Origin of the sequence: Phnomibacter sp. (assembly GCF_036803085.1) — a bacterium.
Classification (GTDB): Bacteria; Bacteroidota; Bacteroidia; order Chitinophagales; family Chitinophagaceae; genus Phnomibacter.
Window position 1 is genome coordinate 93176 of the sequence record NZ_DAIRUZ010000010.1, and the last position, 25700, is coordinate 118875.

General features: G+C 47.0%; 27 protein-coding genes. 7 read left to right on the forward strand and 20 right to left on the reverse strand.

Annotated elements, in window-relative coordinates:
* The first annotated feature begins 216 nt into the window (after positions 1–216).
* Together V7Q13_RS16800 and V7Q13_RS16805 are read left to right on the forward strand one after the other, a co-directional pair.
* Positions 217–501, forward strand: coding sequence for an RNA recognition motif domain-containing protein (locus V7Q13_RS16800; RefSeq protein ID WP_333801827.1), 285 nt, complete (start codon positions 217–219; stop codon positions 499–501).
* 106 nt (positions 502–607) lie between these two features.
* Positions 608–1783 carry a glycosyltransferase gene (locus tag V7Q13_RS16805; RefSeq protein ID WP_333801828.1) on the forward strand — a complete coding sequence of 392 codons (1176 nt, stop codon included), beginning with the start codon at positions 608–610 and terminating at the stop codon, positions 1781–1783.
* Positions 1784–1905: 122 nt separating this feature from the next.
* Here V7Q13_RS16805 and V7Q13_RS16810 read toward each other — a convergent pair whose 3' ends face one another.
* Positions 1906–2382: an Lrp/AsnC ligand binding domain-containing protein gene (locus V7Q13_RS16810; RefSeq protein ID WP_333801829.1), complete on the reverse strand. Its 477-nt coding sequence runs from the start codon at positions 2380–2382 to the stop codon at positions 1906–1908.
* Between the two features lie 874 nt (positions 2383–3256).
* On the opposite strand from V7Q13_RS16810, the gene V7Q13_RS16815 reads away from it, so the two are divergent.
* Together V7Q13_RS16815 and V7Q13_RS16820 are read left to right on the forward strand one after the other, a co-directional pair.
* Positions 3257–4153, forward strand: coding sequence for a MerR family transcriptional regulator (locus V7Q13_RS16815; RefSeq protein WP_333801830.1), 897 nt, complete (start codon positions 3257–3259; stop codon positions 4151–4153).
* Positions 4150–4680, forward strand: a complete 531-nt coding sequence (locus tag V7Q13_RS16820) for a thioredoxin family protein (protein ID WP_333801831.1) — start codon at positions 4150–4152, stop codon at positions 4678–4680. The genes V7Q13_RS16815 and V7Q13_RS16820 overlap by 4 nt, the downstream gene beginning before the upstream one ends.
* A gap of 10 nt (positions 4681–4690) precedes the next feature.
* On the opposite strand, the gene V7Q13_RS16825 is transcribed toward V7Q13_RS16820, so the two are convergent.
* Genes V7Q13_RS16825 through V7Q13_RS16835 form a run of 3 tightly spaced genes read right to left on the reverse strand, consistent with a single transcriptional unit; the run spans position 4691 to position 7388 of the window.
* On the reverse strand, positions 4691–5773 hold the full coding sequence (locus V7Q13_RS16825; RefSeq protein WP_333801832.1) for a mechanosensitive ion channel family protein: 1083 nt from the start codon (positions 5771–5773) through the stop codon (positions 4691–4693).
* Positions 5774–5778: 5 nt separating this feature from the next.
* Positions 5779–6630 (reverse strand): hypothetical protein, encoded by an 852-nt coding sequence (locus V7Q13_RS16830; protein ID WP_333801833.1) that lies wholly within the window; start codon positions 6628–6630, stop codon positions 5779–5781.
* Entirely contained in the window at positions 6630–7388 is a 759-nt protein-coding gene (locus V7Q13_RS16835; protein ID WP_333801834.1) for a UDP-2,3-diacylglucosamine diphosphatase, read from the reverse strand. Before V7Q13_RS16835 ends, V7Q13_RS16830 begins: the two co-directional genes overlap by 1 nt.
* Before the next feature lie 133 nt (positions 7389–7521).
* Here V7Q13_RS16835 and V7Q13_RS16840 point away from each other — a divergent pair, with 133 nt between their 5' ends.
* Positions 7522–9267 carry a tetratricopeptide repeat protein gene (locus V7Q13_RS16840; RefSeq protein ID WP_333801835.1) on the forward strand — a complete coding sequence of 582 codons (1746 nt, stop codon included), beginning with the start codon at positions 7522–7524 and terminating at the stop codon, positions 9265–9267.
* Positions 9268–9283: 16 nt separating this feature from the next.
* Here the strand turns inward: V7Q13_RS16840 and V7Q13_RS16845 are convergent, their stop codons facing one another.
* The 4 genes from V7Q13_RS16845 to rsfS form a co-directional block, all read right to left on the reverse strand.
* The gene (locus tag V7Q13_RS16845; protein WP_333801836.1) at positions 9284–9721 is read right to left on the reverse strand and encodes a gamma-glutamylcyclotransferase family protein; all 438 of its coding nucleotides are present in this window, start codon (positions 9719–9721) and stop codon (positions 9284–9286) included.
* A 45-nt stretch (positions 9722–9766) separates the two neighbouring features.
* The gene (locus tag V7Q13_RS16850; protein WP_333801837.1) at positions 9767–10414 is read right to left on the reverse strand and encodes a LutC/YkgG family protein; all 648 of its coding nucleotides are present in this window, start codon (positions 10412–10414) and stop codon (positions 9767–9769) included.
* Positions 10415–10433: 19 nt separating this feature from the next.
* Positions 10434–12518 (reverse strand): ATP-dependent zinc metalloprotease FtsH, encoded by a 2085-nt coding sequence (gene ftsH, locus V7Q13_RS16855; protein ID WP_333801838.1) that lies wholly within the window; start codon positions 12516–12518, stop codon positions 10434–10436.
* 89 nt (positions 12519–12607) lie between these two features.
* Entirely contained in the window at positions 12608–13054 is a 447-nt protein-coding gene (gene rsfS / locus V7Q13_RS16860) for a ribosome silencing factor (RefSeq protein ID WP_333801839.1), read from the reverse strand.
* Positions 13055–13114: 60 nt separating this feature from the next.
* On the opposite strand from rsfS, the gene V7Q13_RS16865 reads away from it, so the two are divergent.
* The gene (locus V7Q13_RS16865; protein ID WP_333801840.1) at positions 13115–13870 is read left to right on the forward strand and encodes a biotin--[acetyl-CoA-carboxylase] ligase; all 756 of its coding nucleotides are present in this window, start codon (positions 13115–13117) and stop codon (positions 13868–13870) included.
* On the opposite strand, the gene V7Q13_RS16870 is transcribed toward V7Q13_RS16865, so the two are convergent.
* Together V7Q13_RS16870 and bcp are read right to left on the reverse strand one after the other, a co-directional pair.
* Entirely contained in the window at positions 13867–14166 is a 300-nt protein-coding gene (locus V7Q13_RS16870; protein WP_333801841.1) for a DUF4157 domain-containing protein, read from the reverse strand. The genes V7Q13_RS16865 and V7Q13_RS16870 overlap by 4 nt on opposite strands.
* 41 nt (positions 14167–14207) lie before the next feature.
* On the reverse strand, positions 14208–14666 hold the full coding sequence (gene bcp / locus V7Q13_RS16875) for a thioredoxin-dependent thiol peroxidase (RefSeq protein ID WP_333801842.1): 459 nt from the start codon (positions 14664–14666) through the stop codon (positions 14208–14210).
* Positions 14667–14708: 42 nt separating this feature from the next.
* Between bcp and carB the strand changes: the two genes are divergently transcribed.
* Positions 14709–16478 (forward strand): carbamoyl-phosphate synthase large subunit, encoded by a 1770-nt coding sequence (carB, locus tag V7Q13_RS16880; RefSeq protein WP_333801843.1) that lies wholly within the window; start codon positions 14709–14711, stop codon positions 16476–16478.
* 77 nt (positions 16479–16555) lie between these two features.
* Here carB and V7Q13_RS16885 read toward each other — a convergent pair whose 3' ends face one another.
* From V7Q13_RS16885 to V7Q13_RS16930, 10 genes are all read right to left on the reverse strand, one after another.
* Positions 16556–18121, reverse strand: coding sequence for a hypothetical protein (locus V7Q13_RS16885; RefSeq protein ID WP_333801844.1), 1566 nt, complete (start codon positions 18119–18121; stop codon positions 16556–16558).
* A 2-nt stretch (positions 18122–18123) separates the two neighbouring features.
* Positions 18124–18897, reverse strand: coding sequence for a class I SAM-dependent methyltransferase (locus V7Q13_RS16890; RefSeq protein ID WP_333801845.1), 774 nt, complete (start codon positions 18895–18897; stop codon positions 18124–18126).
* Entirely contained in the window at positions 18878–19813 is a 936-nt protein-coding gene (locus tag V7Q13_RS16895; RefSeq protein WP_333801846.1) for a glycosyltransferase family 2 protein, read from the reverse strand. Before V7Q13_RS16895 ends, V7Q13_RS16890 begins: the two co-directional genes overlap by 20 nt.
* A 156-nt stretch (positions 19814–19969) precedes the next feature.
* The gene (locus V7Q13_RS16900) at positions 19970–20395 is read right to left on the reverse strand and encodes a hypothetical protein (protein ID WP_333801847.1); all 426 of its coding nucleotides are present in this window, start codon (positions 20393–20395) and stop codon (positions 19970–19972) included.
* Between the two features lie 22 nt (positions 20396–20417).
* Positions 20418–21122 (reverse strand): hypothetical protein, encoded by a 705-nt coding sequence (locus V7Q13_RS16905; RefSeq protein ID WP_333801848.1) that lies wholly within the window; start codon positions 21120–21122, stop codon positions 20418–20420.
* 44 nt (positions 21123–21166) lie between these two features.
* Positions 21167–21724, reverse strand: a complete 558-nt coding sequence (locus V7Q13_RS16910; protein ID WP_157476640.1) for an RNA polymerase sigma factor — start codon at positions 21722–21724, stop codon at positions 21167–21169.
* A 134-nt stretch (positions 21725–21858) separates the two neighbouring features.
* The gene (locus V7Q13_RS16915; RefSeq protein WP_157476642.1) at positions 21859–22122 is read right to left on the reverse strand and encodes a helix-turn-helix transcriptional regulator; all 264 of its coding nucleotides are present in this window, start codon (positions 22120–22122) and stop codon (positions 21859–21861) included.
* Positions 22123–22203: 81 nt separating this feature from the next.
* A complete protein-coding gene (locus V7Q13_RS16920) occupies positions 22204–23169 on the reverse strand; it encodes a transketolase family protein (RefSeq protein WP_333801849.1) in 966 nt (321 codons plus the stop codon).
* Positions 23170–23308: 139 nt separating this feature from the next.
* Positions 23309–24364 (reverse strand): UDP-glucose 4-epimerase GalE, encoded by a 1056-nt coding sequence (gene galE, locus V7Q13_RS16925; RefSeq protein ID WP_333801850.1) that lies wholly within the window; start codon positions 24362–24364, stop codon positions 23309–23311.
* Positions 24365–24467: 103 nt separating this feature from the next.
* Positions 24468–25667, reverse strand: coding sequence for an inorganic phosphate transporter (locus V7Q13_RS16930; protein WP_333801851.1), 1200 nt, complete (start codon positions 25665–25667; stop codon positions 24468–24470).
* Between the last annotated feature and the right edge of the window lie 33 nt (positions 25668–25700).

A 25700-nucleotide genomic window follows, 5' to 3' on the forward strand; every position in this document is an offset into this window, starting at 1 on the left:
CTTTTATGGCCTGACTTGAGCACTCCGCAAAAGCCGGGTTACAAAACATTAACAGCCATTCTAAACTCATACACCTACCTTTGCCCGGTCAATTTGAGTTATTTGCATTTTTTCAGGTTAGTCTTATCTGCTCAGCCGTTCTGGTTAGTTAGTATCGCCTCCCTCGTTATTTGCCTTTGCCTCAAGTATTTTTTTCATTTTTTATCTGCTAATCAGATGAACATTTATGTTTCGAACCTGAGCTTCGCTGTACAAGACGAAGACCTGAGAGAATTTTTTACTCCTTACGGAGAAGTTTCAAGTGCACGTGTTGTAATTGACCGTGACACCAACCGCAGCCGCGGTTTTGGATTTGTTGAAATGCCCGACACAGCTGCTGCTAACAAAGCAATTGCTGAGTTGAATGGTGCTATGGCCGATGGTCGTGCTATCCGTGTAAACGAAGCCCGTCCTCGTGAAGAGCGTCCTGCACGCCCTGCCTACAACAAGAGCCGTTGGTAAGCCAAGCTTCAAAAAAATCTCAGCCTCCTTCGGGAGGTTTTTTTTATGCCTTTATGTTAGTGCAGCTCCTTCAGCTTGCCAGCATTTGCTCCCGTATCTTGCAGCCATGTGGTGGTGGTATGCAATCATTTTATTGGCCGTAGCGTATGCGGCATTGGTGCTGTGGTACAAGTCGGCCTGGCAGTCGTTGCCCTTGTATCCGCAAGTGCCTGAAGATTATCAACCAATCACTGCCGTAACTGTATTAGTGCCAGCCCGCAATGAAGCTGCCAATATTGCTTCCTGCCTCAAAAGCCTTGTGGCGCAAAGGTTTCCTGCCAGCTTATTACAAATCATTGTGCTTGATGATGCATCGGAAGATGAAACGGCTGCTATTGCCAACAGTATTGCTCACCAGCATGCATTTGTGCAAGTGGTAGCCGTGCCGCCAGCTGCACAATCGCACAAAAAGAGAGCCATAGAACATGGTATAGCACAAGCTACCGGACAGCTCATTGTATGCACCGATGCCGATTGCGCCATGGGCCCCAACTGGCTCATGACTTTGGTACATGCCCACGAAACAAAGGGCTGGCAATTCATAGCAGCGCCGGTTCAATACATTGCCAAACAGCAGCAGGTATTGCAGGTGTTTCAGGTGCTCGATTTTTTAACCCTGCAGGGCATTACAGCAGCCAGCGTAAGCAAAAAGTTTCATGCCATGTGCAATGGCGCCAATATTGCGTACAGTAAAAAAGCTTTCGAGGAAGTGGGTGGTTTTGCCGGCATCGACGCATTGCCTACTGGCGATGATATGCTGTTGATGCACAAAATCTGGCAACGCTATCCTGATGCTGTGGGCTGGCTCAAAAGCACCGATGCCATTGTGTACACTCAACCTTGCCCTACATGGAAAGCCTTTTTTCAGCAGCGCATCCGCTGGGCCAGTAAGGCTGCATACTATCAGGACAAACGTATCATTGCTGTGTTGCTGCTGGTTTATGTGCTGAATGTGAGCTTGCTGTTGGCCTTAATCGTTGGGTTGATTGCCTCCATGCCCAAACTCTTGTTGGCCTTTGGCCTGGCACTGGTGCTCAAAACCATGGTGGAGTTTTTATTTCTGGCTCCGGTGGCGCAGTTTTTTCAGCAGCAGCAATGGCTCAACTGGTTTCATGTGTTGCAACTGCACCACATTGTGTACACGGTTATTGCCGGCTGGCTGGGCCGCTTTGGCAGCTACCAATGGAAGGGGAGAAGAGTTGAGAAACCTTCAACCTTGGTACATAAAAGAGATGACAGATGACAGATGTTGGATATTAGTTGATAGGTGCAGGAGAAAAGCTATTAAGCGCAGCCTATTCCTTTCTGCCCCATTTACTCATCAACAGATCAACTCGTCAACACACCAACTCAAACTTACCAACCTCACCCTTCAGAAGTAGCCACTTGAATGTTCCGGTTCAGGCTTTCTTCCAAGCTGATGAGTGTTTCGGTACGTTCAATGCCTTTGATTTTCTGCATCTGGTCGTGCAGTACAAAGCGCAGCTGGTTGATGTCTTTGCAGGCTATTTCTACAAACATGCTATAGTTGCCGGTGGTGTAGTTGAGGCGCACCACTTCCGGAATCTTCATCAGGTCTTTGGCTACAGAATCGTACAGCGAACTTTTTTCCAGATAAATACCAATGAAGGCAATGACGGTGTAGCCCAGCTTGTGGGTGTCCACTGCCAGGCGGGTGCCTTTTACTACGCCCATTTCCTGCAACTTTTTGATGCGGACATGGATGGTGCCACCACTTACAAAAAGTTTCTTACCGAGGTCTGCATAAGAAATTTCAGCGTCTTCCATCATGTGCTGAATGATCTGGTAGTCGAGTTTGTCGAGATTCAGTTTTCCGGCCATTTTTCAAAAATTGATTCGAAAATTTCTACAAGTAAAAATCAAACTATAAAAAAATTCAAAATTTTGGTTTTAAAGCTTGAAAAATTTGGAATGAAAAGCTTGATTCGTTTAATATTGCACTGTAATTGAAAGCAAGCCAATTGCCTTCGGCATAAAAGTAAGGTTTGCAATTCAATCAACAATAGTTCTTTCTTTTTCGAAATAATCTAATGCAGACGATTTCGGAAACACCATCTTGTAGGATGATGAAATTTTTGGCAGACATGCCCTCTTGTCTCGGGGGTGGGGATTACAGAACAAACACAGCATAGAGCCGTGCCGGTTTTGTCGTTGGCAGGTCAACGTCAATTGCAACACCGGACCCGACCAGGGTTGACCACTTTTCTTTGTGCTGTTGCTAACTACCCCGTGGAGGTTCGAATCCTTCTCCTACAGCGGATTTTTTTGGTTTTTGGTTTATTGTTTTTGGTTGGCCGTTTTCAACGACAAACAAATAACCAAAAACTACAAATAGTTCTTCTATTGTGGGGTGATGAAACTTTTGGCAGACATGCCCTCTTGTCTCGGGGGTGAAGAGCAAAGGATAAACACTGTATAACGCCGATCCTGTCTGCAGCAGGACCGACTGGGGTTGACCACCAGCAGGTTTGGGATCGCATCCCAATCACGATGTACAGCCGCTAACTTCTTCGTGGAGGTTCGACTCCTCCCCCTACAGCTTTGGCCTGACCACGCATTTTGCCCGGTCAGGCTTTTTTATGTCTCCTGCTTATCCCCAATTTGGCTTTAGCATGTCCACAGGCCTCATTTCCATTCGTTTGCAACGGTGGTTGTAGGTAGATTTGCACATTGGCCAAGCGCCATATTTGCAGCTATGATACCTGAGCAGTTAGACTTATTTGGCGGACCACCCCGACCTCCAAAACGCATTCGGGAAGAAGAACCCGATACCACATCCGCCACGCCGGAACCGGCTCCTTTGCCCGACACCGATGATTCGCTGATGGCCACTACGCCCATACCCGAACCGGAAGCTATGCCAATGGAACCTGTTCCAGTTGATATGCCGGAGGCGGAGCAAGTGGAGGAGCCTATGCCCGATTGGATAGCGGAAGAAGAAGCGGCACCAATAGCTGCTCAGACGTGGGAGGAAATAGTGGACGAAGAACCACCCGCTGAAGTAGCGGAAACTACGCTGATAGAAGAGGAAGCGCCAATTGCTGAACCTGAAGTAGCAGCACCGGTATCGGACGTAATTGCCTGGATGGCACCTGAGCCCAACCGCCACGTTGTGCCAACAGATGAACCTGTTGATGAAAAGCCCGGCACTACGCTGATAGAACCGGTATCTGATATTGTGGTAGAATTTCCTTCGGGTAAAAAAGCAACTATGGTTGCTGCCAATGCAGAAGTGGGTACGCCTGCACAAATGAATGTGCCGCCCGATGAAGAACTGTTCAAACGACAGTATTACAGCATGAAAGAAACTGCCGCCATGTTCGATATTTCGCATTCCATGCTGCGCTATTGGGAGAATGAATTTGATGTGTTGCAACCCCGCAAAAACCGCAAAGGCGATCGCTATTTCCGCCCGGTAGATGTGAAGCATCTCCAACTCATTTATCACTTGCTGAAAGTGCGTCGCTTCACCATTGAAGGTGCCCGTGAATATTTGCGTAACCATAACAAAGCGCTGGATACATTTGAGTTGATTAAAAAGCTCGAAAAGCTGAAATCTTTTTTATTAGAACTGAAAGCCAACGTATCATGACCAACACACCGCTTCGCAAATGGATGCTTTTTGCCCTGTTAATGGTAGTAACGCAACAGGTATTTGCGCAGCAAAAACTGTATGAAGTATTACCCGATGCCGAAGAGAAAAAACTCTTTCGGGGCATCGTAAGCTTGCAAGACATTAAAGGTGACAGCAGTTTTACATGGTACAAGCAAAACCTACAGTATTATAGAAATAATGCCGCACTCGTTGAAGCTTTCAAACAAAAGAAAGGACAGTTTCAGTTGGTGATTTTTGCCGGCACCTGGTGTCACGATTCACAACAGATAATACCCAAATATTTCTCTTGCTTGGAAGCGGCGGGCATACCCGATTCTGCGTTCACCATTATTGCTGCCGACCGTAATAAAACCACCGTTGGCAACTTGCATCAATTGTTTGGCGTTACGCTGGTGCCAACCGTTATTGTAATGAAAGAAGGCAAAGAAGTGGGCCGTATTTCCGAGTACGGTAAAACAGGCTTGCCAGATGCAGAGTTGGCCAGTATTATCGCCGCATTATAATCAATACCTTTTATCGTGGCTTTCTGATATCAGATTCTCCCGCCAATTCCAGATGATGCGTTTGCAATAAACTGATGAGTTTCAAATTGATTTGCTCTCTCAGTTTGAAAAAATCTTTAATAGCAACTCCCATATCCACAAAGTATTCGATGTGAATGATGTGTGCCGGACCGCCGGTATCACTCAGGTAAACATTACTATCCAAAATGTCGGGCTGATCTAACAGTTGTTCTACAGCTGCAATGTAGCCTGCAATATGTGCGGGTTCTGCTTTTAAATGCAGCTCCATTTTGTTGAACACATTGCGCTGCGTCCGCAGCGAGTGGTTGTCAAGTATTGAATCCACCATTTTTTTGTTGGGCACCGTTACAAACGTTTTTTCAGTAGTACGAATGCGGGTGCTACGCAAACCTATTTTTTCTACTGACCCGGTTACAGATTCCACCTTTACAAAATCGCCAATGGTGAAGGGTTTGTCGAAGAAAATAACAAACGAGGCAATGAGGTTTTCCAAACTTTCGCGAAAAGCCAATGCCAGTGCAGCACCCACAATACTGAGGCCTGTGAGCACATTGCTTAGGTTGAACCCGAATGAGAATTTGAGGATCATCAGCACACCCAAAATCCAAACGAGTACTTTCAGAAAGTCGCGGAAAAACATCACTAACTGGTCATCAGTACGGTCGGCGGTGAGGGCTGCTTTTTGCTGTAGCAAATGCGATACATACAAAATCATGCGGTTGCACAGCCATACAAAACTGCCAATGAGTACGCCACGGCCTATGGCTTCAATAATATCGTGGAAAGCCGCTTTGTAAATCGTAAACTTCAAGAGCTCTGGCATGGTGAGCCTGTGCATGGCAATGATGAATGCCAATACCAAAATGAATAAATCTAACGGCGCCAGTACCAAATCGTGAAAGCGTTTGCGATCGAAGAGGCGGTTTTTGTTGGCAATCATTTTGGCAATGAGCCAGGCAGCACCTTTCGATAACAATCTCCTGAAAATAGCTACACCTAAAATAATACCTGCAGAGATGAGATAGCTCCGCAGGCTATTGTCCAAAATCACCTGATTCAATACTTCTTGCATAGTGCTTATTCTAATGCTTGTGTGAGTGCATACGCATACAATTGATTGTTGCGCAGCACATATACTTTGTTTTGGTAAAAGCGAATTTTTTGGGCATCCCACCAGCCGGCGGGCAATTCCCATTTTTTTGTATCAATGCCATTGCTGCTTAGCCATGTTACTACATCTTCGTTGGTAGCCAGTAAGCCGCGGCCAAAGCCTTGCAGGTTTTTCCAACCCTTGTATAGCATGCGTTTTTGTACAGCACCGAAATAGTCACAAATCAGTAGTCCGTTATCGGCATCGTACGCATACAGGTTTCTATTGAAATCGGTCAATGTCTGCGGATGCGGTGGCATATCGTACAGTACCCGCATGTCTGGCGACTCCAGCAAAACCTTGCCTTCTTCGTTTATCTTTTTGATTTGTGCACTCAGGTCGTCGTATGCCCAAATATTATTGTCGTAGCTCTGTGCCACCGCATTGCATTGCAGCAGGCCAATGTTGCGTAAATCTATGCTCGTTTTCACTTGCAAAAAACGGTCGAGCAGCAGCAGGGTGCCAAAATCTTTGTACCACAAAATAATCCGCAGCGGGTTCGATACATCTATGCTGTGCAGCGTACCCACGGTTCTTACTTCATTGAAAGTGCCAACAGAATCGTAGCGGTTGTTGAGTTTTTTGATGCGCTGCTGGTCGTCTACCAAATACAGGTTGCCAAGGTTGTCTACTTCTACATTTGTCCATTTGCCGGCAAAGGTTTTTTCCAGTTGTACTTGCAGTTTGGTAATACCATTATTTGCATCTGGTATTGGTGCTACCTGCGTGTAGGATACAGCGCTTAAGCAACAGATAAATATGGTAAACAATAAACGCATCAACCTTCGTATTTGTGCAACTGCATTTGCTCGCCATCAAAAACAGCGTAGGTAAAATGAATAATCCAATCGCCGAGGTTTACATACCAGCTGTTATTGGGCAATGCATGTATGCCGGGTACGTGCCTGTGTCCGTAAACGAAATAATCAGCATGTTGTTGCTGCAACACTTCGCGGCTATGAATCATCAGCCATTCCTTATCGGGTCCCCAAAATTCTTTTTCATGGTCGGCCACTGCTTCGCGGCTTTTGCGACTAAAAAAATTGGCGAGGCCCATGCCAATAACGGGCGGTAGCATACCGAAAGCCCATTGGCATAAGGGGTTGCGGAAAATCTTTTTCAAAAACTTGTAACCATGGTCGCCCGGGCCAAGGCCATCGCCATGGGCGATGTACAATTGCTTGCCCGAAAACTCAAACCATTTTGGCCCAAAGTATACGGGTATGTTCAACTCTTCCTGAAAGTATGTTTTCATCCACATGTCGTGGTTGCCCACAAAAAAATGGATGGCAATGCCTTTGTCGGTAAGATCGGCGAGTTTGCCCAGGAGCCGCACATAGCCTTTGGGCACCACGTATTTGTATTCGTACCAAAAATCAAACAGGTCGCCAACAATAAATATGACGGCAGCTTCGTGTTCAATCTCATTGAGAAATCGAACGAGTTTGTTTTCCCGCTGGCGGCTGGCAGCAGCATTGGGTGCGCCCAAATGAAAATCAGAAAGAAAGAAAACCTTTTTGCCGGCGGGTAATTGCATGGCACAAATGTAGGCGGATGCCAGTAATTGGCATCCAGCGGCAGGGCTTTAAATGCAGTAAAGCGTTTTGTTTTGGCTACGCAAAACAGTACTTTCCTGCCTCATTTATTTCGATACGTTTTAATTCCGCCCTATGAAATGGCCACTCCTCATTACCGGAACCGTCATTAGCATCTTTGTCGCATTCCTGTTGTCAACATTCGGCTATCAAACGCAGCCGGCTTTTGTGTCTTATCAGGCATACCTGCAAAATAAAACAGCCATTGGCTGTGCCTCATCAGGAGATGCAAGCTTTGATTGGCGGGTGGATGAACCACAAATTCCTTTACTGCAAGGCTGGGGAAGCTTCCGTTGGCATGTGACTGCCGCCAACGATTCTGCGCAGGTGTATTTTAATCAGGGCATCAACATGTATTATAGTTTTCACATGATTGAAGCCAAAGCTTCGTTTGCCAAAGCCGCCCGGTTCGATCCGGATTGTGCCATGGCTTTCTGGGGGTTGGCCATGGCCTATGGGGTAAACTATAACTATGCAATGCTTCAAAATGCACCGGAGGCCATGGATGCTGTGCGCAAAGCCAGTGCTACTGTAAATAATGAAACTGCATTGGAGCAAGCACTTATAGCTACACTTACTGCCCGCTACAATGCAGATACCGCAGTGAGCAGAAGCCGGCAAAATGTTGACTACGAAAAGGCCATCAGGCGGGTATTGGATAAATATCCTGATGACGCCAATGTACATGCTTTGTATGCCGATGCATTGATGGTACAGCACCCATGGGATAAGTACGACATCAATGGAAGCCCCAAGCCATGGACACCTGCCATTGTAACGGTGCTTGAGCAGGGGCTGGCTAAACATCCGTCTCATCCAAGCCTCAATCATTTGTATATACATGCGATGGAAGGTGGTGTAAAAGCTACTGATGCTTTACCCAGTGCCTGGCGCCTCAGCACTATGATGCCAATGGTGAGCCATATGGTGCACATGCCTTCGCATATTTTCATTCGTACCGGCTATTATAAAGAAGGCATGCTGGTAAATGATTCTTCCGTCAATGGATTCAATGAATACTATGCGCAGTTTCCCGAGGTGGAGGGCGATGCTTATTTATACCTCATACACAATTTGCACATGAAAGCAGCATGCACCATGTATAGGGGCAATGCGCAAGATGCAGCTGCTGCGGCCAAGCAACTGCAGGAGGCAGTGCCTGGTAAGTATATGGAAATGGGTGGTGGCATGGGTAATTACATGCAGTATGCCTTCAGTACATCTATTATGGCGCAAGTGCGTTTTGGGCATTGGGATAGCTTGCTGGATGCACCACGCATCCATCCGCAATTGAAGTATGCCTGGGCTATACAAAGTTTTGGCAAAGGCATGGCCTGGTTGAAAAAAGGCAATACTGTAAAAGCAACGGATATGCTTTCGGATTTGAAAAGTTTGAGCAACGATGCATCGTTGCAGGAGCAGTTTGAAACCATTAACCCTGCTATCAAAGCTTTGGGTATTATGACTGCAATATTGGAAGGCAGCATCGCCTGGCAAAACCAGGAGCTGGATGAGGCGATTGCTTTGTTTGAAGAAGCTGTGAAACGGGAAGACGGGCTGATGTATCAAGAACCAAGGGATTGGCTGTTGCCGGGGAGGCATTATTTGGGGGCTGCGTTATTAGCGAAGCGGCAGTTTGCCCGAGCAGCTTTAGTCTATCAACAAGAACTCATCATCAATCCAAAAAACGTGTGGAGCCTGTATGGATTGTACAAAGCACAATCTTTCTTGGGCAAAGCGAAGGGAGCTGCACAAACAAAACTGCAATTGCAGCAAGCCGCAAAAGATGCAGATGTTGAACTAAAAAGCTCTGTAATGTAGGGCAGGCTAATTTTTGTTATCGATGTTTTTCTTGCTGGTATTGCAACACATCGCCAGAAGGAATGATGGGTTTGCCTTCAATAGATCGGGCATACCAATACACCCATGCGTTCGTGGTTTGTCCGCCTTCGAGGTATACCGTCACTAAATCTCTGCGATAGAGGGGGCCTCCATCGTCTTCGTTGTCGTGTATGCCTTCGTAATCATCCAGCTGGGCCATAGCGTAGCCAAATTCATCCACATTTTTGATGCTGTATAATTCACCTACGATGTAAGCTTCTTCTTGGCAAGGAAGTGCAGCGGGGTATTCACCTAAATCGTAGAGTTTGCCGTTTATTTTCCCGGCACGTTCCCAGTTGAAATAGCGACTCATCCATTCGTATGCAGGGCTGTTAAACCCTTTGCGCAGCGAACCGTATACAAACAATTGAAAACATGTTTCGGGCTTACTCATATAATCCTCATTAGTGTTGGCTAAAGGTCACAAAGTATACCCAATCTACCATAACGATTCAGTTAAAAAGCAGAATACTTCTTTTGGGCCATGTACACCGGTAACCAATGTCTTTTCGATATCGGCAGTGCGGCTGGGGCCACTGGCGAGTGTTATAAATGAAGGTAAATGTTGGCCATACTTTTGTTGCAATAGCTGCATGGCATCGGCAATATCGTACACCAATTGCTGCTCTGCGGCCAGGCAAATATGTATGGGGGCATACACGCTGGTGGTTCGGCCCGATGATGCGGTGCTGCTGAGTAACAAGCTGCCTGTACGGGCTACCAATGCTTCGGCACCAGTAATGCTGGCATGGCAGTCGGCCAGGGTTGGGTGCCAGCCCTTGTTCCATCCGGCGGACTCAAGCATGGTTCTAATTACAGCATTACTGCAATACCACTTTTGAATGGCTTTTTTTTCTGCCAGCATGTTGAGTTGTGCCACACATTCTGCTATGTCTGTACAATAAGCAAACTGCCCTTGTATTTGTGTAAACTGTTCGGCAAACAGGATGGCTAAATCTGCATCGGCCTGCGGAGGCAATACGGCTTCTGCAGATAACTGTGTATGTTCTGGAAACGGAACAGGCACTGAACTTGTCAGTGCCTGTTTTATCTTTTGAAGTATTCGGTCTTTAGCGTTGTCAGGCATGGCCCAAAAATACGCTGGTCTACGCCTCTGGCAAAATTGCTGTAGCAGTCTCTGTGCCGGGCTGAGCAGCGCTGGCATTATCGGCTACTTCGGCTGCAGTGTGTGGCGCAGGCACTTCATCTATAATGTGTACGTGGCCTTTTACTTCAAACGGACGCTTGCCAATCAATTCTTCTACATCGCTTTGGAAAAGCACTTCTTTATCCAGCAAGGCTTTTGCCAGCTTGGCTACATCGCCTTTCTTTTCTGTCAGCAACTTCAATGTACGCTTGTAAGCATCGTCAATAATGCCACGTACTTCCTCGTCAATGATTTTACCTGTTTCCTCGCTGTAAGGCTTGGTAAAGGTTTGATCGCTGTTGGGGTCGTAATAGCTTACGTTGCCTACTTTTTCGTTCATACCATATACCGTAACCATCCCGTATGCAGTTTTGGTGATTTGCTGCAAATCGTTGCTGGCACCGGTAGATATTTTACCGAAGAAAATTTCTTCGGCCGCCCGGCCGCCAAGCGTCATACAAATCTGATCCATCAGCTGGTCGGTATTGTACAGGTACTGCTCTTTGGGGGTGTATTGTGCGTAGCCAAGCGCTGCGGTGCCACGTGGTACAATGGTTACTTTCAACAGCGGATAAGCATGCTCCAGGTACCAGCCGCAAATAGCGTGGCCGGCTTCGTGGTAAGCAATGATTTCTTTTTCCTCGGGGCTGATGAGTTTATTTTTCTTTTCCAAACCACCAATCACACGGTCAATAGCATCCTGAAAGTCGCTCATGTCTACGGCGTCTTTGCCTTTCCGGGCTGCAATCAGCGCTGCTTCGTTGCATACGTTGGCAATATCGGCACCGGCAAAACCTGGTGTTTGCTCTGCCAGCTTATGAATGTCAAGCGTGGTAGAAACCTTGATGGGCTTGAGGTGTACTTTAAAAATTTGCTCACGGCCGGTTACATCGGGCCGGTCGATGCTTATTTGGCGGTCGAAACGACCGGGGCGCAGCAAGGCGCTGTCCAACACATCGGGGCGGTTGGTAGCAGCCAAAATGATGATGCCGGTGTCGCCACCAAAGCCGTCCATTTCTACCAGCAATTGGTTCAGGGTGTTTTCCCGTTCGTCGTTGCTCATGATGGCATTGCGGCCACGGGCACGGCCAATGGCATCAATTTCATCAATAAAAATGATACATGGAGCTTTTTCACGGGCCTGCTTAAACAGGTCACGTACACGGCTGGCACCTACGCCTACAAACATTTCTACAAAGTCGCTACCGCTAAGGCTGAAAAAAGGCACTTTGGCTTCACCGGCCATGGCTTTGGCCAGCAATGTTTTACCGGTACCCGGAGGGCCAACCAGCAAAGCGCCTTTAGGTATTTTACCACCCAGTGCGGTATACTTTTTGGGTTGTTTCAAAAAGTCTACAATCTCCATTACTTCCACCTTGGCTTCGTCGAGGCCTGCTACGTCGGCAAAAGTGATGTTCACCTTCACGTCTTTATCAAACAGCTGGGCTTTGCTTTTACCAATGTTGAATATACCGCCGGCACCACCGGCACCGCCAGCACCACCGCCCATTTTGCGCATCATCAGCACAAAAAACAAAACCAGCATACCAATGGTAAGCAAGGTTTGCATAATGGGGCCTACCCACTCAGCTTCGTCATCTACCCTTGCATTCAGCGAGGGCAGGTTGTTGGCTATTTGGTACTGGCGAAGTTCTTCGTTCCAGCTTTTCCAGTCGGTTATTTTAAATTCGAAATGCGGCCCTTTTTGGTTGGGTACGGCAAATCCTTTTTTAAACTTGCTGGTGTAATACTCCTTTTGCAAGCTGGCCGGTTTTATGAAAATGCGAATCAATTGCTTGTTTCGTATTTCCGTAATGGCTTCTACATCGCCCGGCTTGTACATTTCTTCCAGAAAGGTCTTCTTGTCGGTCACCAGTGCATCGGTGCCGGAGCTGAAATATTGAAAACCGAGGAGGATGACAATGACAACGGCATAGAGCCAATACAAGTTGAACCGGGAGCCTCTTTTACCGGGTTTATCGTCGCCGCCTGAATTTCTCAGGAAGGGAGGTTTGCTATTTTGAGGTTTTTCTTCTGGTAACATAAATATTGAGCTGCGTCTTGTTTATAATGTACGGTCGACTAAAAGGTTTGTGCGGATAATTTAAAAATATATAAAAGCGGTGGGCTTTATCAAGAAGGATGGTGCAATTGAGCGGGTGCATCGCTCCACATTTCTTCCAGTTGGTAAAAGGCCCTTGTTTCGGGCTGCATAATGTGTATCACTACGTTTACATAATCTACCAACACCCATTTGGCATGCTGAAAACCTTCTTGCCGGTAAGGAAATTCGCCGGTGGCTTCCTGCACTTTGTGCTCAATGCTATCTGCAATGGCTTTTACCTGGGTGCTGCTGCTGGCCTGGCAAATGATGAAAAAGTCGGCTACCGACTCTTGAATTTTGCGCAGGTCGAGGGAAATCACTTCTTCGCCTTTCTTGTCGAAGATGCCTTCGATAATGCTTTTGAATAATTTGGATTGACGGGAGATGCGCTGCTGAGAGCGGATGCCGGCTTGTGGAGGTTGTGCTACGTTCTTCAATGCGGGATGCTTTATAAGCGGTATTTTTTGCTGTTGCAATATCGCAGGTTTCTATGAGAAGCTTCTGCTAATTTCGCCTCAAAATTAGCCAAAGGCGGCATGAACTTACCAACCATCGGGCATTCTTTCGAAGTTTTTGACAGTATTGATAGCACCAACATGTATGCCATGCAATGCATACGTGAAGGAATGGCTGTTCATGGTGCTGTTTATTTTGCCCATGAGCAAACCCAGGGGCGTGGCCAATGGGGTAAAAAATGGTGGTCGGAGCCGGGCGAAAACATACAAATGACCATGGTGTTGCAACCGCTACAACTGGCTCCCAGTCAGTATTTCAGGCTTAGTGCAGCCATTGCCGCAGGGGTGCATGATTTTCTGCATCACCATGCCGCAGGCGGCTGGAATATTAAGTGGCCCAACGATTTGTATTGGGGTGACAGAAAGGCAGGTGGCATACTTATAGAAAATGTGGTGCAACAAAACCAGTGGCGATGGGCCATTGCCGGTGTTGGTGTAAATGTCAACTCTACGCAATTTGATCCGATGTTGCCCAATCCAACCTCGCTGAGCTTGGTGGCGGGCCGCAGGTTTAATGCGGAGCTATTAGGCCGCAGCCTTTGCGTATTTGTAAACAAACGCTGGCTGCAGCTGATGCAGCCAGGTGGCTGGCCCGAAATACTGGCCGATTACAACCGGGTGTTGTTTGGTGCCGGCAGTTTGCAAAAGCTGCGCCGCCAAAATAGTGCGGCGCATTACCGAATCGTGGGTGTAGATGAACAGGGCCAATTGTTGGCAGGTGAAAATGGAGAGTACCATTTTCAACATGGCGAAGTGGAATGGCTGCTGGGCGATTAAGGTGCCTGCTCTGCCGCCCGGGCTTCTACTTCAAAGCGGTTGTTGTGATAGCCTTTTTTTATCCATTCAAATAAATAGAGGAACAGAAATTTTACCACGCCGTAGCGTTGGTATTGGGCCACATGTGCCAGCTCATGTTTTACCCATGCTGGCTGCTGCAAAAAATCTGCTTTGGAAACACCCCACAAATAAATGTGCCTGCCTATAACCATGGCTACCCGCTGGCTACCCATTTTGAGTGCAGCCATTTTGGCGAGCCAGGCATTTTCTACCACAATTACATGAGGAGGCAACATGTTACAAAGTAACAGCGTCGAACTATAAGCCGGACCAGCTATTACAACCCAAAACCCGCCAGCACTTCTGCCGCATGATCTTTGGCATTGGGCTTGCTAATGATGTGGCGAATGATGCCTTTTTCATCAATCAAAAAGGTGGTGCGGTGAATGCCATCGTACACTTTGCCCATAAACTTTTTTTCGCCCCATACGCCAAAGGCTTGCACAATGGTTTGGTCTTCGTCGGCAATGAGCGGAAAGGGCAGGTCGAATTTGGATTCAAATTTCTTGTGGCTTTTTACACTGTCGGTGCTGATGCCCACAATTTGGATACCCGCTTTTTGTAATGCAGCATAATTGTCTCTCAGGTTGCAGGCTTGTGTGGTGCAGGTGGGCGTATTGTCTTTAGGGTAAAAATAGATGGCCAGTTTCTTGCCTTTAAAATCCTTGAGAGCAACCATTTTTCCATTTTGATCGGGTCCGGAAAACGCCGGCGCCTTAATGCCTGTAGTCAACATGTGCAAGTATTTGTTTATATAACAACGGTATAAATCATTTGTTTGCAACCCAATAGTGGCGCAGTACGGGGCAAAGATGTGTGCCGCAGATGGAACAGATTGGAAATTTTTGCCCCAAGCCTGCTGCGGGCTTACTACATTTGCCGCCAAAACGCACAAGCAAGCAGCATGCCCAGAGATCATTCTATCAAATCGGTACTCATTATTGGTTCTGGTCCCATCATTATTGGCCAGGCCTGCGAATTTGACTACAGCGGCACTCAGGCGGCCCGAAGCCTTCGGGAAGAAGGCATCAAAGTCATCCTCATCAACAGCAACCCTGCCACCATCATGACAGATCCAATGATGGCCGACAGGGTTTATTTATTGCCGCTGACGGTGGAAAGCATTGAGCAGATTCTGCAGGAAAATGATATTGATGCCGTACTGCCTACCATGGGTGGTCAAACAGCCCTCAACCTGGCCAAAGAAGCCGAAGAGCTGGGCATTTGGAAACAATACAATGTTCGCCTGATTGGGGTAGACATCAAAGCCATTGATAAAGCTGAAGACCGCGAACAGTTCCGCCAGTGGATGATTCGCCTGGGCGTACCTGTAGCGCCTGCCAAAACCGCCAATAGCTTTTTGGAAGGCAAAGAATTTGCGCAGGAAATTGGTTTCCCGTTGGTGATTCGTCCTTCATTTACCTTGGGTGGTACAGGCGGTGGTTTTGTACATGGCAAAGACGATTTGGATGAAGCCCTCAACCGCGGCCTTACTGCTTCGCCCATACACGAAGTGCTGGTAGAAAAAGCCGTACTCGGTTGGAAAGAATTTGAACTGGAACTCCTTCGTGATAATGCCGACAACGTAGTGATTATTTGTACGGTAGAAAACTTTGACCCCATGGGGGTACATACCGGCGACAGCATTACCGTGGCTCCGGCCATGACGCTGAGCGATACGGCCTTCCAACTGATGCGCAACACGGCCATCATGATGATGCGTGACCTTGGCAACTTTGCCGGCGGTTGCAACGTGCAGTTCTCCCTCAATCCGGAAACAGAAGAAATCATTGCCATCGAAATTAACCCACGGGTGAGCCGTTCATCGGCACTTGCATCTAAAGCAACGGGTTATCCCATTGCCAAAATTGCTGCCAAGCTGGCCATTGGTTACAACCTCGATGAACTGAAAAACCAGATTACCGGCAGCACCAGTGCTTACTTTGAGCCGGCGCTGGACTATGTGATTGTAAAAATACCCCGCTGGAACTTCGATAAGTTTAAGGGTGCAGATGACACACTCGGCTTACAAATGAAGAGTGTGGGTGAAGTAATGGCCATTGGCCGCAGCTTTAATGAAGCGGTGCAAAAAGCGTGTCAGAGCCTGGAGAACGAAGCCGTTGGTTTGGGCTACTATGGCAAAAGCCTGATGCATGCCGAAGAATTGCTGGAATACATCAAAACGCCGAAATGGGATCGCATTTTCCGCATTAAAGATGCGCTGATGGCAGGTGTATCGGTAAAAAGTGTGGTGCAGGCTACCAAAATAGATCGCTGGTTTATTTACCAAATCCGTGAGCTGTGCAAGCTGGAGCAAAAAATTGCGAAATACACCATTGATACCATTCCGCAAGACTTGATGAAGGAAGTAAAACGCCAGGGCTTTAGCGATGAGCAAATTGCCCGCATCATGCGCAACTGCACTGCCGATCAGGTGTATGAAAAAAGAAAAGCATGGGGTATTACCCGTGTGTACAAACTGGTAGATACCTGTAGCGCTGAGTTTGAGGCCAAAACGCCTTACTACTACAGCACTTTCGAAGGATAACGTTCTTGTATTTTTGCACTTCAGGCCGGGCCTTTGCCCGGCCTGTTTTATTTCTTGAAACAGCTGAGAAAGTAAAACTACAGTTGTTTTTTTCGTGTATAAAAAATAGCACCAGCAATACTGTCGCTAACGGTGTAGTGCTGTTGCACATATGCTGCAATGGCCGGTATCGACAACAGATGCGATTGCTTAAACTGGAACCGGTGCGGATCGGGTCCGCCGGTGTTGTCAACTATCAACGGCGTTTGTCTTTTTTCCAAATCGTAAATAAACTCAGCTACCCGTTTTGGTTGCAAAGGCCCTTTTTGAATAATCCACCAACTGTCTGCCAGTCTTGCACCCATTGGACGTGGAGCCTGCACATAATAGCGATCGGCGTGACCCCATACCACCATAGGTTCATTTTCATCAATCTGTGCACGTATGCCTTGCAGTATTTGTTCATCTGCTGCCAAATGATCAGTGTTGGCTTGTTTGCGCCACATTTGGTTGACCATTACTTGCCCAATGATGATCAGTGTTGCGCCTGCCAACAACCACTTTCGTTGTTCTTGAGTAATGGCAGCTATCAGCAAGAGCGGTGGAATCCAGATGTAAAAAAGGTAGTGCGGTGTGTTCCATCCACTTTGGATAACAGCGTAAAAATTAGCCAATAAAAAGAGTAGTAAAAACCATTGTGGCACATTACTGAATGCTTTTCGTTTTGCTTGTAGTATAGCTATGGCGAGCATGCCAAATGCACCTGCAATCAATATTGCCGAATCAGTAGTACGTAATAAGAAGCTGAATACTCTACGTGGTGAATACCGGTGCCAGTAGCTATCGCCTGCATAGTCTTCGGTGTATGCGTAAAAGAAATAGTTGTTGAAATAATCGTTCATGAAATCGGCCCACAAACCCCGCTGCCAAAAAAAGAAAGCTACCAATGCTACGGGTAATAATGCTGTTGCAGCAATCAATATGAGTTGTTGCCATTGCTTGCGGAAAAGAAATAAGGCACAGGTAGCAACACCAATAAGCATACCTGCGGGTGCGTTTTGAAACTTGAACAACGGCAAACTGCCCAGCAATATTCCCAACAAGACTGTATGATAACGTTTAACGGATTGCTGCCAAATGTCATGCAGCAGATGCAGGCAATACATTGTAATCAACAGTGACGGAGCCTGACAATTGTAGCTGGTATAATCAATGATACTAACGGTGGCGAGTGTGGCAAACAAGATGCAGCTCAATTGCCAGGCTTGCAATGCATTTGTCAATTTAGCCATCAATGATGCGGCTATTGCAAATGCACCAGCGTACATGAGTATGCCTGCTACATCGGCCCACACATACGTGAGTGGCATGCCTATTTTGTGCAGCAATACAAGAGGCAATACCGTCAGCGGCCGGCCTTCATTGGTAGTAAGCAATGACCAAACCGGATCGGACAATTTGCTTACAGTTTGTGCGGATGCCAACCAAATAGATGCATCTGGCCCTGTTTCAATTGTAGCGATATAGCACAACCGAAAAATGAGCAATAGCAAGGTGTTGCCCAACAAGGCTACAGAAAGTCGAATGCGTTGTGAATGCAATAGCCAGCCAACAAGACCAAAGCCTGCAAGCAACAATATTCCGGTAAGTAAGTGTAGTAGCATGCCTAAGGTTTGTGTTGTAATACTGTAAAAACACTGGTACCCCAAGGAGGATTGCGCAGCCATTTGCGTTCAAACTGCAGCAGTGAGAAACAGCAGTTGTTTACAGCAGTAGCTGGCATGGCAATATCAGACTGGATGTGATCGGCTGATTTGATGCCTGTATGGTGTAGCAATAATTTCCACTTGCGAATGGTCCATACCAATGGTGAAAGCAAGAAATTCCAATAGCGGTTTTCCAATACTTGTAGGTCGGCATTCGCTGCATATTGCTGAAAGTCTTTCGCTGTAAAACGTTTGATGACACCCACGTGGTAGTCGTGTGTGCCTTTAAATGCTTTAAAAGCATTGTTGTTGGTGATGATGATGCCACCAGGCTTTAATAAGCCAGCAAACTGTTGCAATACCGAAACAATCTCTTCATCAATTAAATACGTGAATACATCCATGCAGCAAATCACATCGAACTGTCGACCATAAAAATGCTGTCCCACTTCTTGTAGGTAGCCAAACACAATATTGGGCAATCCTGTTTTTTCACGGGCAAAGTTCACAGCGTCTGAAGAGGCGTCTAACGCATGCAGATTGTTGTACTGTTGTTGCTGCAGCTTTACCAACAGTCCTCCTGTGCCACAGCCTGCATCTAAAATATCAATGTTTTTTTGCTGCAAGAAGTAATGCTCAATGCTGTGCAGCACTTGTTGATGCAAGTGTTTGTACCACCAGAAATTCGTTTCTGATTCATGCATCAACGCATACTCATGCTTCTTGCCGATCATCCTTTCCGCTTTGTTGCTTAATTACATACTGTGGCCAGCCATTTTGTGTCATCATGATTTTACCCAGGTATTCGCCCAGCAAACCCATCGCAAAAAACTGCAGGCCCATTACCAGCACCAGCGTAATCCAAACAATATGTTCTGCTTTGTAATATTCTTCAAAAAACCAAAGCAGGATGGTTTCAAACACAACGGCCAATAAGCCGAGTGCAATAAACAACCAGCCCGACATGAATAAAATACGTAACGGACGCGGACTGCAGATGATGAACATATTGAGAAACAACGATACCAATCGGCGGATGCTGTAGTTGCTTTTGCCTTCTTTTCTTTTTTGATGATCGACCAGTTGACTGTCAACGTTGCGGGTGACTGCAAAAATGAGTCCGTCAATAAAAGGGTACGGCCCTTTGTAGCGAATGATTTCATCAATCACCGGGCGGCTGATGACCTTGAAGCTGGAGAGATACAAATGCTTCGGTTTGTCCATCAGTTGGCTGATGAGCCAGTTGAACAACCGGCTCCCCATATTGCGAAAGTGGGAATGTTCTTTTTTGCCATAGTTGGCATATACCACATCCAAATCGTCTTGCTGTGCTTTTTGCAAGAGCTTTAAAATTTCAGTGGGTGGGTTCTGAAAATCATCATCAATAATAGTGGCATAATCGCCTTTGCAATGATTAAGGCCACACATCACGGTATTGAACTCTCCAAAATTTCTACGCAAAGAAATGGCTTGCACATTGGGGTATTGCTTCGCCAGTTGCATAATGATTTTTCCACTGCGGTCGCGGCTGCCATCATTTACCAGTACAATTTCAAATGAGGTATGGTGAATTGATGATTGCAGCAAATCCACCAGCGGACCAATGGTATGCTCACTATTGTAAACAGGAATAATAACGGATAACAGCATGCAGCAAATGGGCTGGGGTAAGGCAGCAGAGCAAATATAGTTGTGGCTTTCCATCCATCAGAAATCAGGCAATCAACATTCCACAGCAATCAATAAAAAAGCCACCCAAGGGGCGGCTTTTTTTGCTTACTGCAGTATAAATAGCGTAACGGAAGCTTATTGACGAGGACGAACCATTGGCGGCCGGCCCATACCCGGGCGTTCACCCGCTTCACGACGGCGCTGTAATTCTTTGCGCAGCATATCGCCCCAGGTACGTTCGGCCCGTATCAGTCGATCAAATTTTTGTTCGCTGATGCATTTGGTAAACTCAGGTTTGTACTGCTTGCGCATGTTCAGCAGTTTTTCTTCCCAATCCAGCTCAGAGCCTTTCTTATCGCGGTGCTCCTGCATCATGCGGCGCAGGTCGCCCTGATATTTGTTGTATACCGGCCAAAACTTTTCGGCTTCGGTAGGAGTGAGCTCCAGCTGCTTGCTGATGAAGGCAATGCGCAATGCTTCCAGCGCATCCTCTTTTTTATCCTGTGCCTGCGCTACAAAGCCCAAGCCCAGCATCCATACGAATAACAAAATCTTTTTCATGACTATGCGTAGAGTTGAACCATTAAATATTTTTTTGGGTAACAGGTATTTTATCGAGTTGATCACTGATGGCTTCGGTGGTTACTGATTGTAAGGCTTGCTCAAAGTTGTCGGTTTCGAGCAGGTAAGCGGCTTGTGTGTGGCTGCTGGTATGTTCTGTTTCTGCAAATGCTGATTCGAGTGTACTGGCATCCAGATTGGCCAATTGCAGGCTGATTTCTTGTGGAATAGCCACGGTATCTGCAGCCAGCGTTGCTACATCCAGGCCTGTGCTGTTGGCTTGCTTGTTATCGTTGCTGAGTTGCCAGATACTGAATCCGCCAATGAGCAACACAGCTGCTACGGCCATACGCCACCACATTTTTTTACTGCTCATGCTTACCACTTTGGCGGGCTGGGGCAGGGCAGGAGTAAGCTGCTCAAAATAACCGGCAGGTACATGGTACGGCATTTCCTTAGAGATGCCTGCGAGTGTGGGAGCAATATCGGCCAGTTCGTGGCTGCTGTTTTGCTTACGAATGAGCTGCAGCATATTGTCGGCAAAATTGTCGAAGTAGCCTTCGGGTACAGTGCCGGTTTGTGGGGAGGGCGTTACTTCTATCAGCATGCGGTCGGCCAGATACTCAAAGTAGCCTTCGGGTACGGCGTAGGGCATGCGGCGGGTAATACCAGCCAGTGTGGGAGCAATGCTTTGCAATTCGGTTACTATGTTGGGGTCGGTGGTCATTTTACTATCTATCAGACGGTTGTTTTGTTAATTGGTTTAACAGCTCAGGCGTGTTTTAAAATGTATTCTTCAATTTTTTTAGCGGCATGGTGGTAGCTGGCTTTTAATGCACCGGTAGTGGTGCCCAGCATCTTGCTCATTTCTTCGTAAGGCATTTCATCGTAGTAGCGCAGGTTAAATACCAACCGTTGTTTTTCGGGCAATTGGTTGATGGCCAATTGCAGGCGCCATTCCAACCGGGTGCTGTCAAAATGTTTGTCGGCCTTGATGCTGTTTTCAAAGTCGTAGCTGCTTTCCTCATCGCTGAGGCTTACAGCGGCGGTCTTGCGTTTTTTCTGCTCCAAAAAGCTGATGCTTTCATTGGTGGCAATGCGGTACAACCAGGTGTACAACTGGCTGTCTTCCCGAAAATTGGCCAGGGCATTCCACACTTTTACAAACACATTTTGCAGCACGTCGTTGGTGTCTTCGTGCTCTATCACCATGCGGCGAATGTGCCAGTAGAGCTTCTCCTGGTATTTTTTGATGATGGCAGTATATGCCCGTTCCCGCAGGGCGGGTTCGGCAAACTGCGCCAGTAATGTTTTGTCGTCGAGGTGCATGCAGCAGGGGGGATATGGTCAAAAATACAATGCTATGACCGGAAGTGACAGGGATGGTTTAATACGGGTTGATTGAAAACAAGAGCGGCGATTACTTGCTACAGTAATCGCCGCCGATGTATATGTCACGTGGTTTAAGCCACTTCTTCTATCAGTTGCTGGTTGCCCAAGGTTTGTTTTTTGCGTTTCAGCCGATGAATTTCAAACTCATCGTCAAAGTAGTCATACACATTTTCGCCAAAAATTCGGCTGAGTGCTTTGCAATGTCTTACCGTAAGCTCGGTGAGGTTGTTTTCAATTTTGCTGTAAGCGGCCTGCGAAATACCCATTTCCATGGCCACAGCATCTTGTTTCATCCCCTTTTTTTCTCTCAGTTGTTTGATGATTCCTCCTGGCATGGCGTAGAGTTTTAGCTATAACCGCAAAATCTCCAAAATGTTTCAACAAACCTGATTGAAAATGCAAAATTGTTGCAAAGATTATTTACGGGCAATGGCTTTTTTAGCGGCAGCTACAATGTTGGGCGCATCCAAACCATATTTTTTCAGTAGGTCGGCCGGTTTTCCGCTTTCGCCAAAGGTGTCGTTGGTGCCTACAAACTCAATAGGCACGGGCTTGTTGCGGGCAGCTACCTGTGCTACGCTGTCGCCCAGTCCACCGAGTACGTTGTGCTCTTCGGCAGTTACAGCACAGCCGGTTTTGCTGATGCTGGCAATAATGGCTTCGCTATCCAACGGCTTGATGGTATGAATATTAATTACTTCTGCTGCAATGCCTTCGGCTTGCAGCGTACGGGCAGCTTCAATAGCTTTCCATACAAGGTGGCCGCATGCAAAAATGGAAACATCGGTACCTTCTGCCAGCAGTTGGGCTTTGCCAATTACAAAATCGCTGCCGTCTTCGGCAGTAAAGTTGGGCCACTTGGGGCGGCCAAAACGCAGGTACACAGGCCCTTCGTAGTCGGCAATGGCCATGGTAGCGGCCTTTGTTTGGTTAAAGTCGCAGGGCACAATCACGGTCATTCCCGGCAGCATTTTCATCAGGCCAATGTCCTCCAGAATTTGGTGGGTGGCACCATCTTCACCCAGTGTAAGACCAGCATGGCTGGCACAAATTTTTACGTTCTTATGGCTGTAGGCAATGCTCTGGCGAATTTGATCGTATACACGGCCGGTGCTAAAGTTGGCAAACGTAGTGGTGTATGGAATGTAGCCGCCAATGGTGAGGCCGGCAGCAATGCCCATCATGTTGGCTTCGGCAATGCCCACTTGTACAAAACGCTCCGGAAAGTCCTTGATGAATGGGCCGAGCTTCAAAGAACCGGCCAGGTCAGCCGTAAGGGCTACCACTTTGGGGTTGCGTTTTCCGGCTTCGTAAATGCCTTCTCCAAAACCACCGCGGGTTTCTTTTTCATTTTGTACTACTATATCAGATAACTGGGGCATGGCTGAAAATTTTGTGCCGCGAAAATAGTTGTAAACCTGCAAGCAGGGCTTAAAAAAATCCCGTTCTGCTGTTGAAAAAAACAAGGCCCTGCCGATGCAAACATCTACAGGGCCTTCTATAGTGCTACACAACAATTCGTTAGTTCAAAAAAGCTTGCTGCAAGCCTTGCAGGGCTTCATCTTCCCGTATGCGGAGCTCCCATTTCCAGGCACTGCTCATCATATCCTCAAGGTTGTACTGGCATTGCCAGCCCAGCTCATTCACAGCTTTTTCATTGTTGGCATAAATGGCTACAATATCGCCGGGCCTGCGTGGCCCCACTTGGTAGTTGAGGGCAACACCACTTACTTTTTCAAATGCCTTGATGGCTTCCAGCACGGTTACGCCATTGCCTGTGCCAAGGTTGAAAATGTCTATTTGTTTAGTGCTTTCACCGTTCATCAGCCGCTGCACTGCCAGGGTATGTGCATGCGAAATATCGCAGATATGAATGTAGTCGCGGATGCAGCTGCCATCACGGGTGTCGTAGTCAGACCCGTACACCTGCATCATAGGCAGTTTGCCAATAGCCGTTTGGGTAATGGCCGGCACTAGGTTGGCCGGTTTGCCCAATGGAAGCTCACCAATCAGGGCTGTGGGGTGAGCACCTACAGGATTGAAATAGCGGAGCAAAATGCATTTGGTAGTGCCCAGTTTGGCTACTTCGGCAATCATTTGTTCGCCCATTTGCTTGGTAAGGCCATAGGGGCTTTCGGCAGGTTTTACAGGCGATTGCTCCGTAACCGGAATGCTATCGGGGCTGCCATACACGGTACAAGAAGAGGAAAATACAAAATGACCTATGGCAAACTCACGGGTGCACTTCAGCAGGTTGATGAGTGAAATGAGGTTGTTTTCAAAATACATCAATGGCTTTTCTACCGACTCACCCACCGCTTTGTAGGCCGCAAAATGAATGATGGCAGCCACGTCGGGGTTTTCTTCAAACACAGCCCTGGTTTCATCAAAACTGCAGAGGTCTACTTTATAGTTTTTGATTTTGCGGCCGGTAATTTTTTCTACGCCTTCCAGCAGGTAAGTAGTGCTGCGGCTGTTATCGTCAATAGAAATTACGTCAAATCCGTTTTCTACTAAATCTACAATGGTGTGGGAGCCGATGAAGCCACAACCACCGGTTACAAGAATTTTTGGCATGCAACAAAGTTAATAGTTGCACACGGGCTATCCATGCAAAAAATGCGACCCGTTTGAGTCGCATTTTATTGCTATACACAATTGTGTATGTAGAAAAAAACAATTAAGAACCGTAGTAAAAACGGACGAGGTAATAAACTCCGGCTGCCAGTGCAGCACTTACTGGTATCGTCAATATCCATGCCCACAGCAGGTTGAGCGTTACGCCCCAGCGTACAGCACTCAAACGCTTGGTAGCACCTACGCCTATAATAGAACCAGTAATGGTATGCGTGGTAGAAACCGGAATTTTTAATGCCTCTGTAACGAAGAGAGTAATGGCACCGGCCGTTTCGGCTGCTACCCCTTCAAACGGGGTAACCTTTGTAATGCGGGTGCCCATGGTTTTTACAATTTTCCAACCGCCACTCATGGTGCCAATGCCAATGGCTGCATAACAGGCGAGTGGTACCCAAACCGGCATTTCATCAAAGCCGGCAATGTTGCCGTTGGCAATGAGAGCCGCGGTAATGATACCCATTACTTTTTGCGCATCATTGCCACCGTGGCCAATGCTGAATGCCGCTGATGAAACCAGCTGCAACCGCTTAAACCATTGGTTGCTGCGGGCAGCATTCAATGTGCTCAGGAAGAAAGTAAACACAGCCATTACTATCAAAATGAACGCCAGCAAAATCCATTTGAAATTGGAGCCATGAAAAATCACTTTCAGCGCATGGCTTTCGAAGTGGGTTTTCAGTTTGGCAGGATCGGTTACCAGGTTGAAGTACAAAAACAAGGCAACCAAACCAATAACCACCAGTGAAATAATTTTTGGTGCAGGGCCTTTGCGAAATGAATTGATGAACCACAGCGATATGATAAAGGCCATGAGCATACCAACCATGGGCGCCAGTACAATAAAGCTGGCAATCTCCATTACTTTTTCGCTGTTTACCGAGCCAAAGCCGGCATGGGCTATGGCTGCGCCGGCAAAGCCTCCAATCAATGTATGCGAAGAGGAAGAAGGAATGCCAAACCACCAGGTAAAGAGGTTCCAGGCAATGGCTGCCAGCAAACCACTGAAAATAACCGGGAGGGTAATGAATTCTTCGTGTACGGTTTTGGCAATGGTGTTGGCTACGCCGTGGTCTTTAAAAATAAAGAAGGCCAAAAAGTTGAATACCGCCGCCCACACCACCGCCTGAAAAGGCGTTAGTACTTTTGTAGAAACGATGGTAGCAATGGAGTTGGCAGCATCATGAAAACCATTGATGTAATCAAAAATGAGTGCCAGTGCTATAATGACAACCAGAAAAGTCATACGCAGAATTGTGAATGATAAGGATTCGGGATG

What these genes read in the sequence shown, in the direction of transcription:
- galE (WP_333801850.1), bottom strand. Translation starts at nt 24,364, where the DNA reads ATGCCAAAAATTCTTGTAACCGGTGGTTGTGGCTTCATCGGCTCCCAC.
- V7Q13_RS16890 (WP_333801845.1), bottom strand. Translation starts at nt 18,897, where the DNA reads ATGATCGGCAAGAAGCATGAGTATGCGTTGATGCATGAATCAGAAACG.
- V7Q13_RS16885 (WP_333801844.1), bottom strand. Translation starts at nt 18,121, where the DNA reads ATGCTACTACACTTACTTACCGGAATATTGTTGCTTGCAGGCTTTGGT.
- V7Q13_RS16910 (WP_157476640.1), bottom strand. Translation starts at nt 21,724, where the DNA reads ATGCACCTCGACGACAAAACATTACTGGCGCAGTTTGCCGAACCCGCC.
- V7Q13_RS16805 (WP_333801828.1), top strand. Translation starts at nt 608, where the DNA reads ATGTGGTGGTGGTATGCAATCATTTTATTGGCCGTAGCGTATGCGGCA.
- V7Q13_RS16845 (WP_333801836.1), bottom strand. Translation starts at nt 9,721, where the DNA reads ATGAGTAAGCCCGAAACATGTTTTCAATTGTTTGTATACGGTTCGCTG.
- V7Q13_RS16930 (WP_333801851.1), bottom strand. Translation starts at nt 25,667, where the DNA reads ATGACTTTTCTGGTTGTCATTATAGCACTGGCACTCATTTTTGATTAC.
- V7Q13_RS16815 (WP_333801830.1), top strand. Translation starts at nt 3,257, where the DNA reads ATGATACCTGAGCAGTTAGACTTATTTGGCGGACCACCCCGACCTCCA.
- V7Q13_RS16810 (WP_333801829.1), bottom strand. Translation starts at nt 2,382, where the DNA reads ATGGCCGGAAAACTGAATCTCGACAAACTCGACTACCAGATCATTCAG.
- V7Q13_RS16850 (WP_333801837.1), bottom strand. Translation starts at nt 10,414, where the DNA reads ATGCCTGACAACGCTAAAGACCGAATACTTCAAAAGATAAAACAGGCA.
- V7Q13_RS16825 (WP_333801832.1), bottom strand. Translation starts at nt 5,773, where the DNA reads ATGCAAGAAGTATTGAATCAGGTGATTTTGGACAATAGCCTGCGGAGC.
- V7Q13_RS16865 (WP_333801840.1), top strand. Translation starts at nt 13,115, where the DNA reads ATGAACTTACCAACCATCGGGCATTCTTTCGAAGTTTTTGACAGTATT.
- V7Q13_RS16820 (WP_333801831.1), top strand. Translation starts at nt 4,150, where the DNA reads ATGACCAACACACCGCTTCGCAAATGGATGCTTTTTGCCCTGTTAATG.
- V7Q13_RS16840 (WP_333801835.1), top strand. Translation starts at nt 7,522, where the DNA reads ATGAAATGGCCACTCCTCATTACCGGAACCGTCATTAGCATCTTTGTC.
- V7Q13_RS16915 (WP_157476642.1), bottom strand. Translation starts at nt 22,122, where the DNA reads ATGCCAGGAGGAATCATCAAACAACTGAGAGAAAAAAAGGGGATGAAA.
- V7Q13_RS16905 (WP_333801848.1), bottom strand. Translation starts at nt 21,122, where the DNA reads ATGACCACCGACCCCAACATAGTAACCGAATTGCAAAGCATTGCTCCC.
- V7Q13_RS16830 (WP_333801833.1), bottom strand. Translation starts at nt 6,630, where the DNA reads ATGCGTTTATTGTTTACCATATTTATCTGTTGCTTAAGCGCTGTATCC.
- V7Q13_RS16870 (WP_333801841.1), bottom strand. Translation starts at nt 14,166, where the DNA reads ATGTTGCCTCCTCATGTAATTGTGGTAGAAAATGCCTGGCTCGCCAAA.
- ftsH (WP_333801838.1), bottom strand. Translation starts at nt 12,518, where the DNA reads ATGTTACCAGAAGAAAAACCTCAAAATAGCAAACCTCCCTTCCTGAGA.
- V7Q13_RS16895 (WP_333801846.1), bottom strand. Translation starts at nt 19,813, where the DNA reads ATGCTGTTATCCGTTATTATTCCTGTTTACAATAGTGAGCATACCATT.
- V7Q13_RS16920 (WP_333801849.1), bottom strand. Translation starts at nt 23,169, where the DNA reads ATGCCCCAGTTATCTGATATAGTAGTACAAAATGAAAAAGAAACCCGC.
- bcp (WP_333801842.1), bottom strand. Translation starts at nt 14,666, where the DNA reads ATGTTGACTACAGGCATTAAGGCGCCGGCGTTTTCCGGACCCGATCAA.
- V7Q13_RS16900 (WP_333801847.1), bottom strand. Translation starts at nt 20,395, where the DNA reads ATGAAAAAGATTTTGTTATTCGTATGGATGCTGGGCTTGGGCTTTGTA.
- V7Q13_RS16800 (WP_333801827.1), top strand. Translation starts at nt 217, where the DNA reads ATGAACATTTATGTTTCGAACCTGAGCTTCGCTGTACAAGACGAAGAC.
- V7Q13_RS16835 (WP_333801834.1), bottom strand. Translation starts at nt 7,388, where the DNA reads ATGCAATTACCCGCCGGCAAAAAGGTTTTCTTTCTTTCTGATTTTCAT.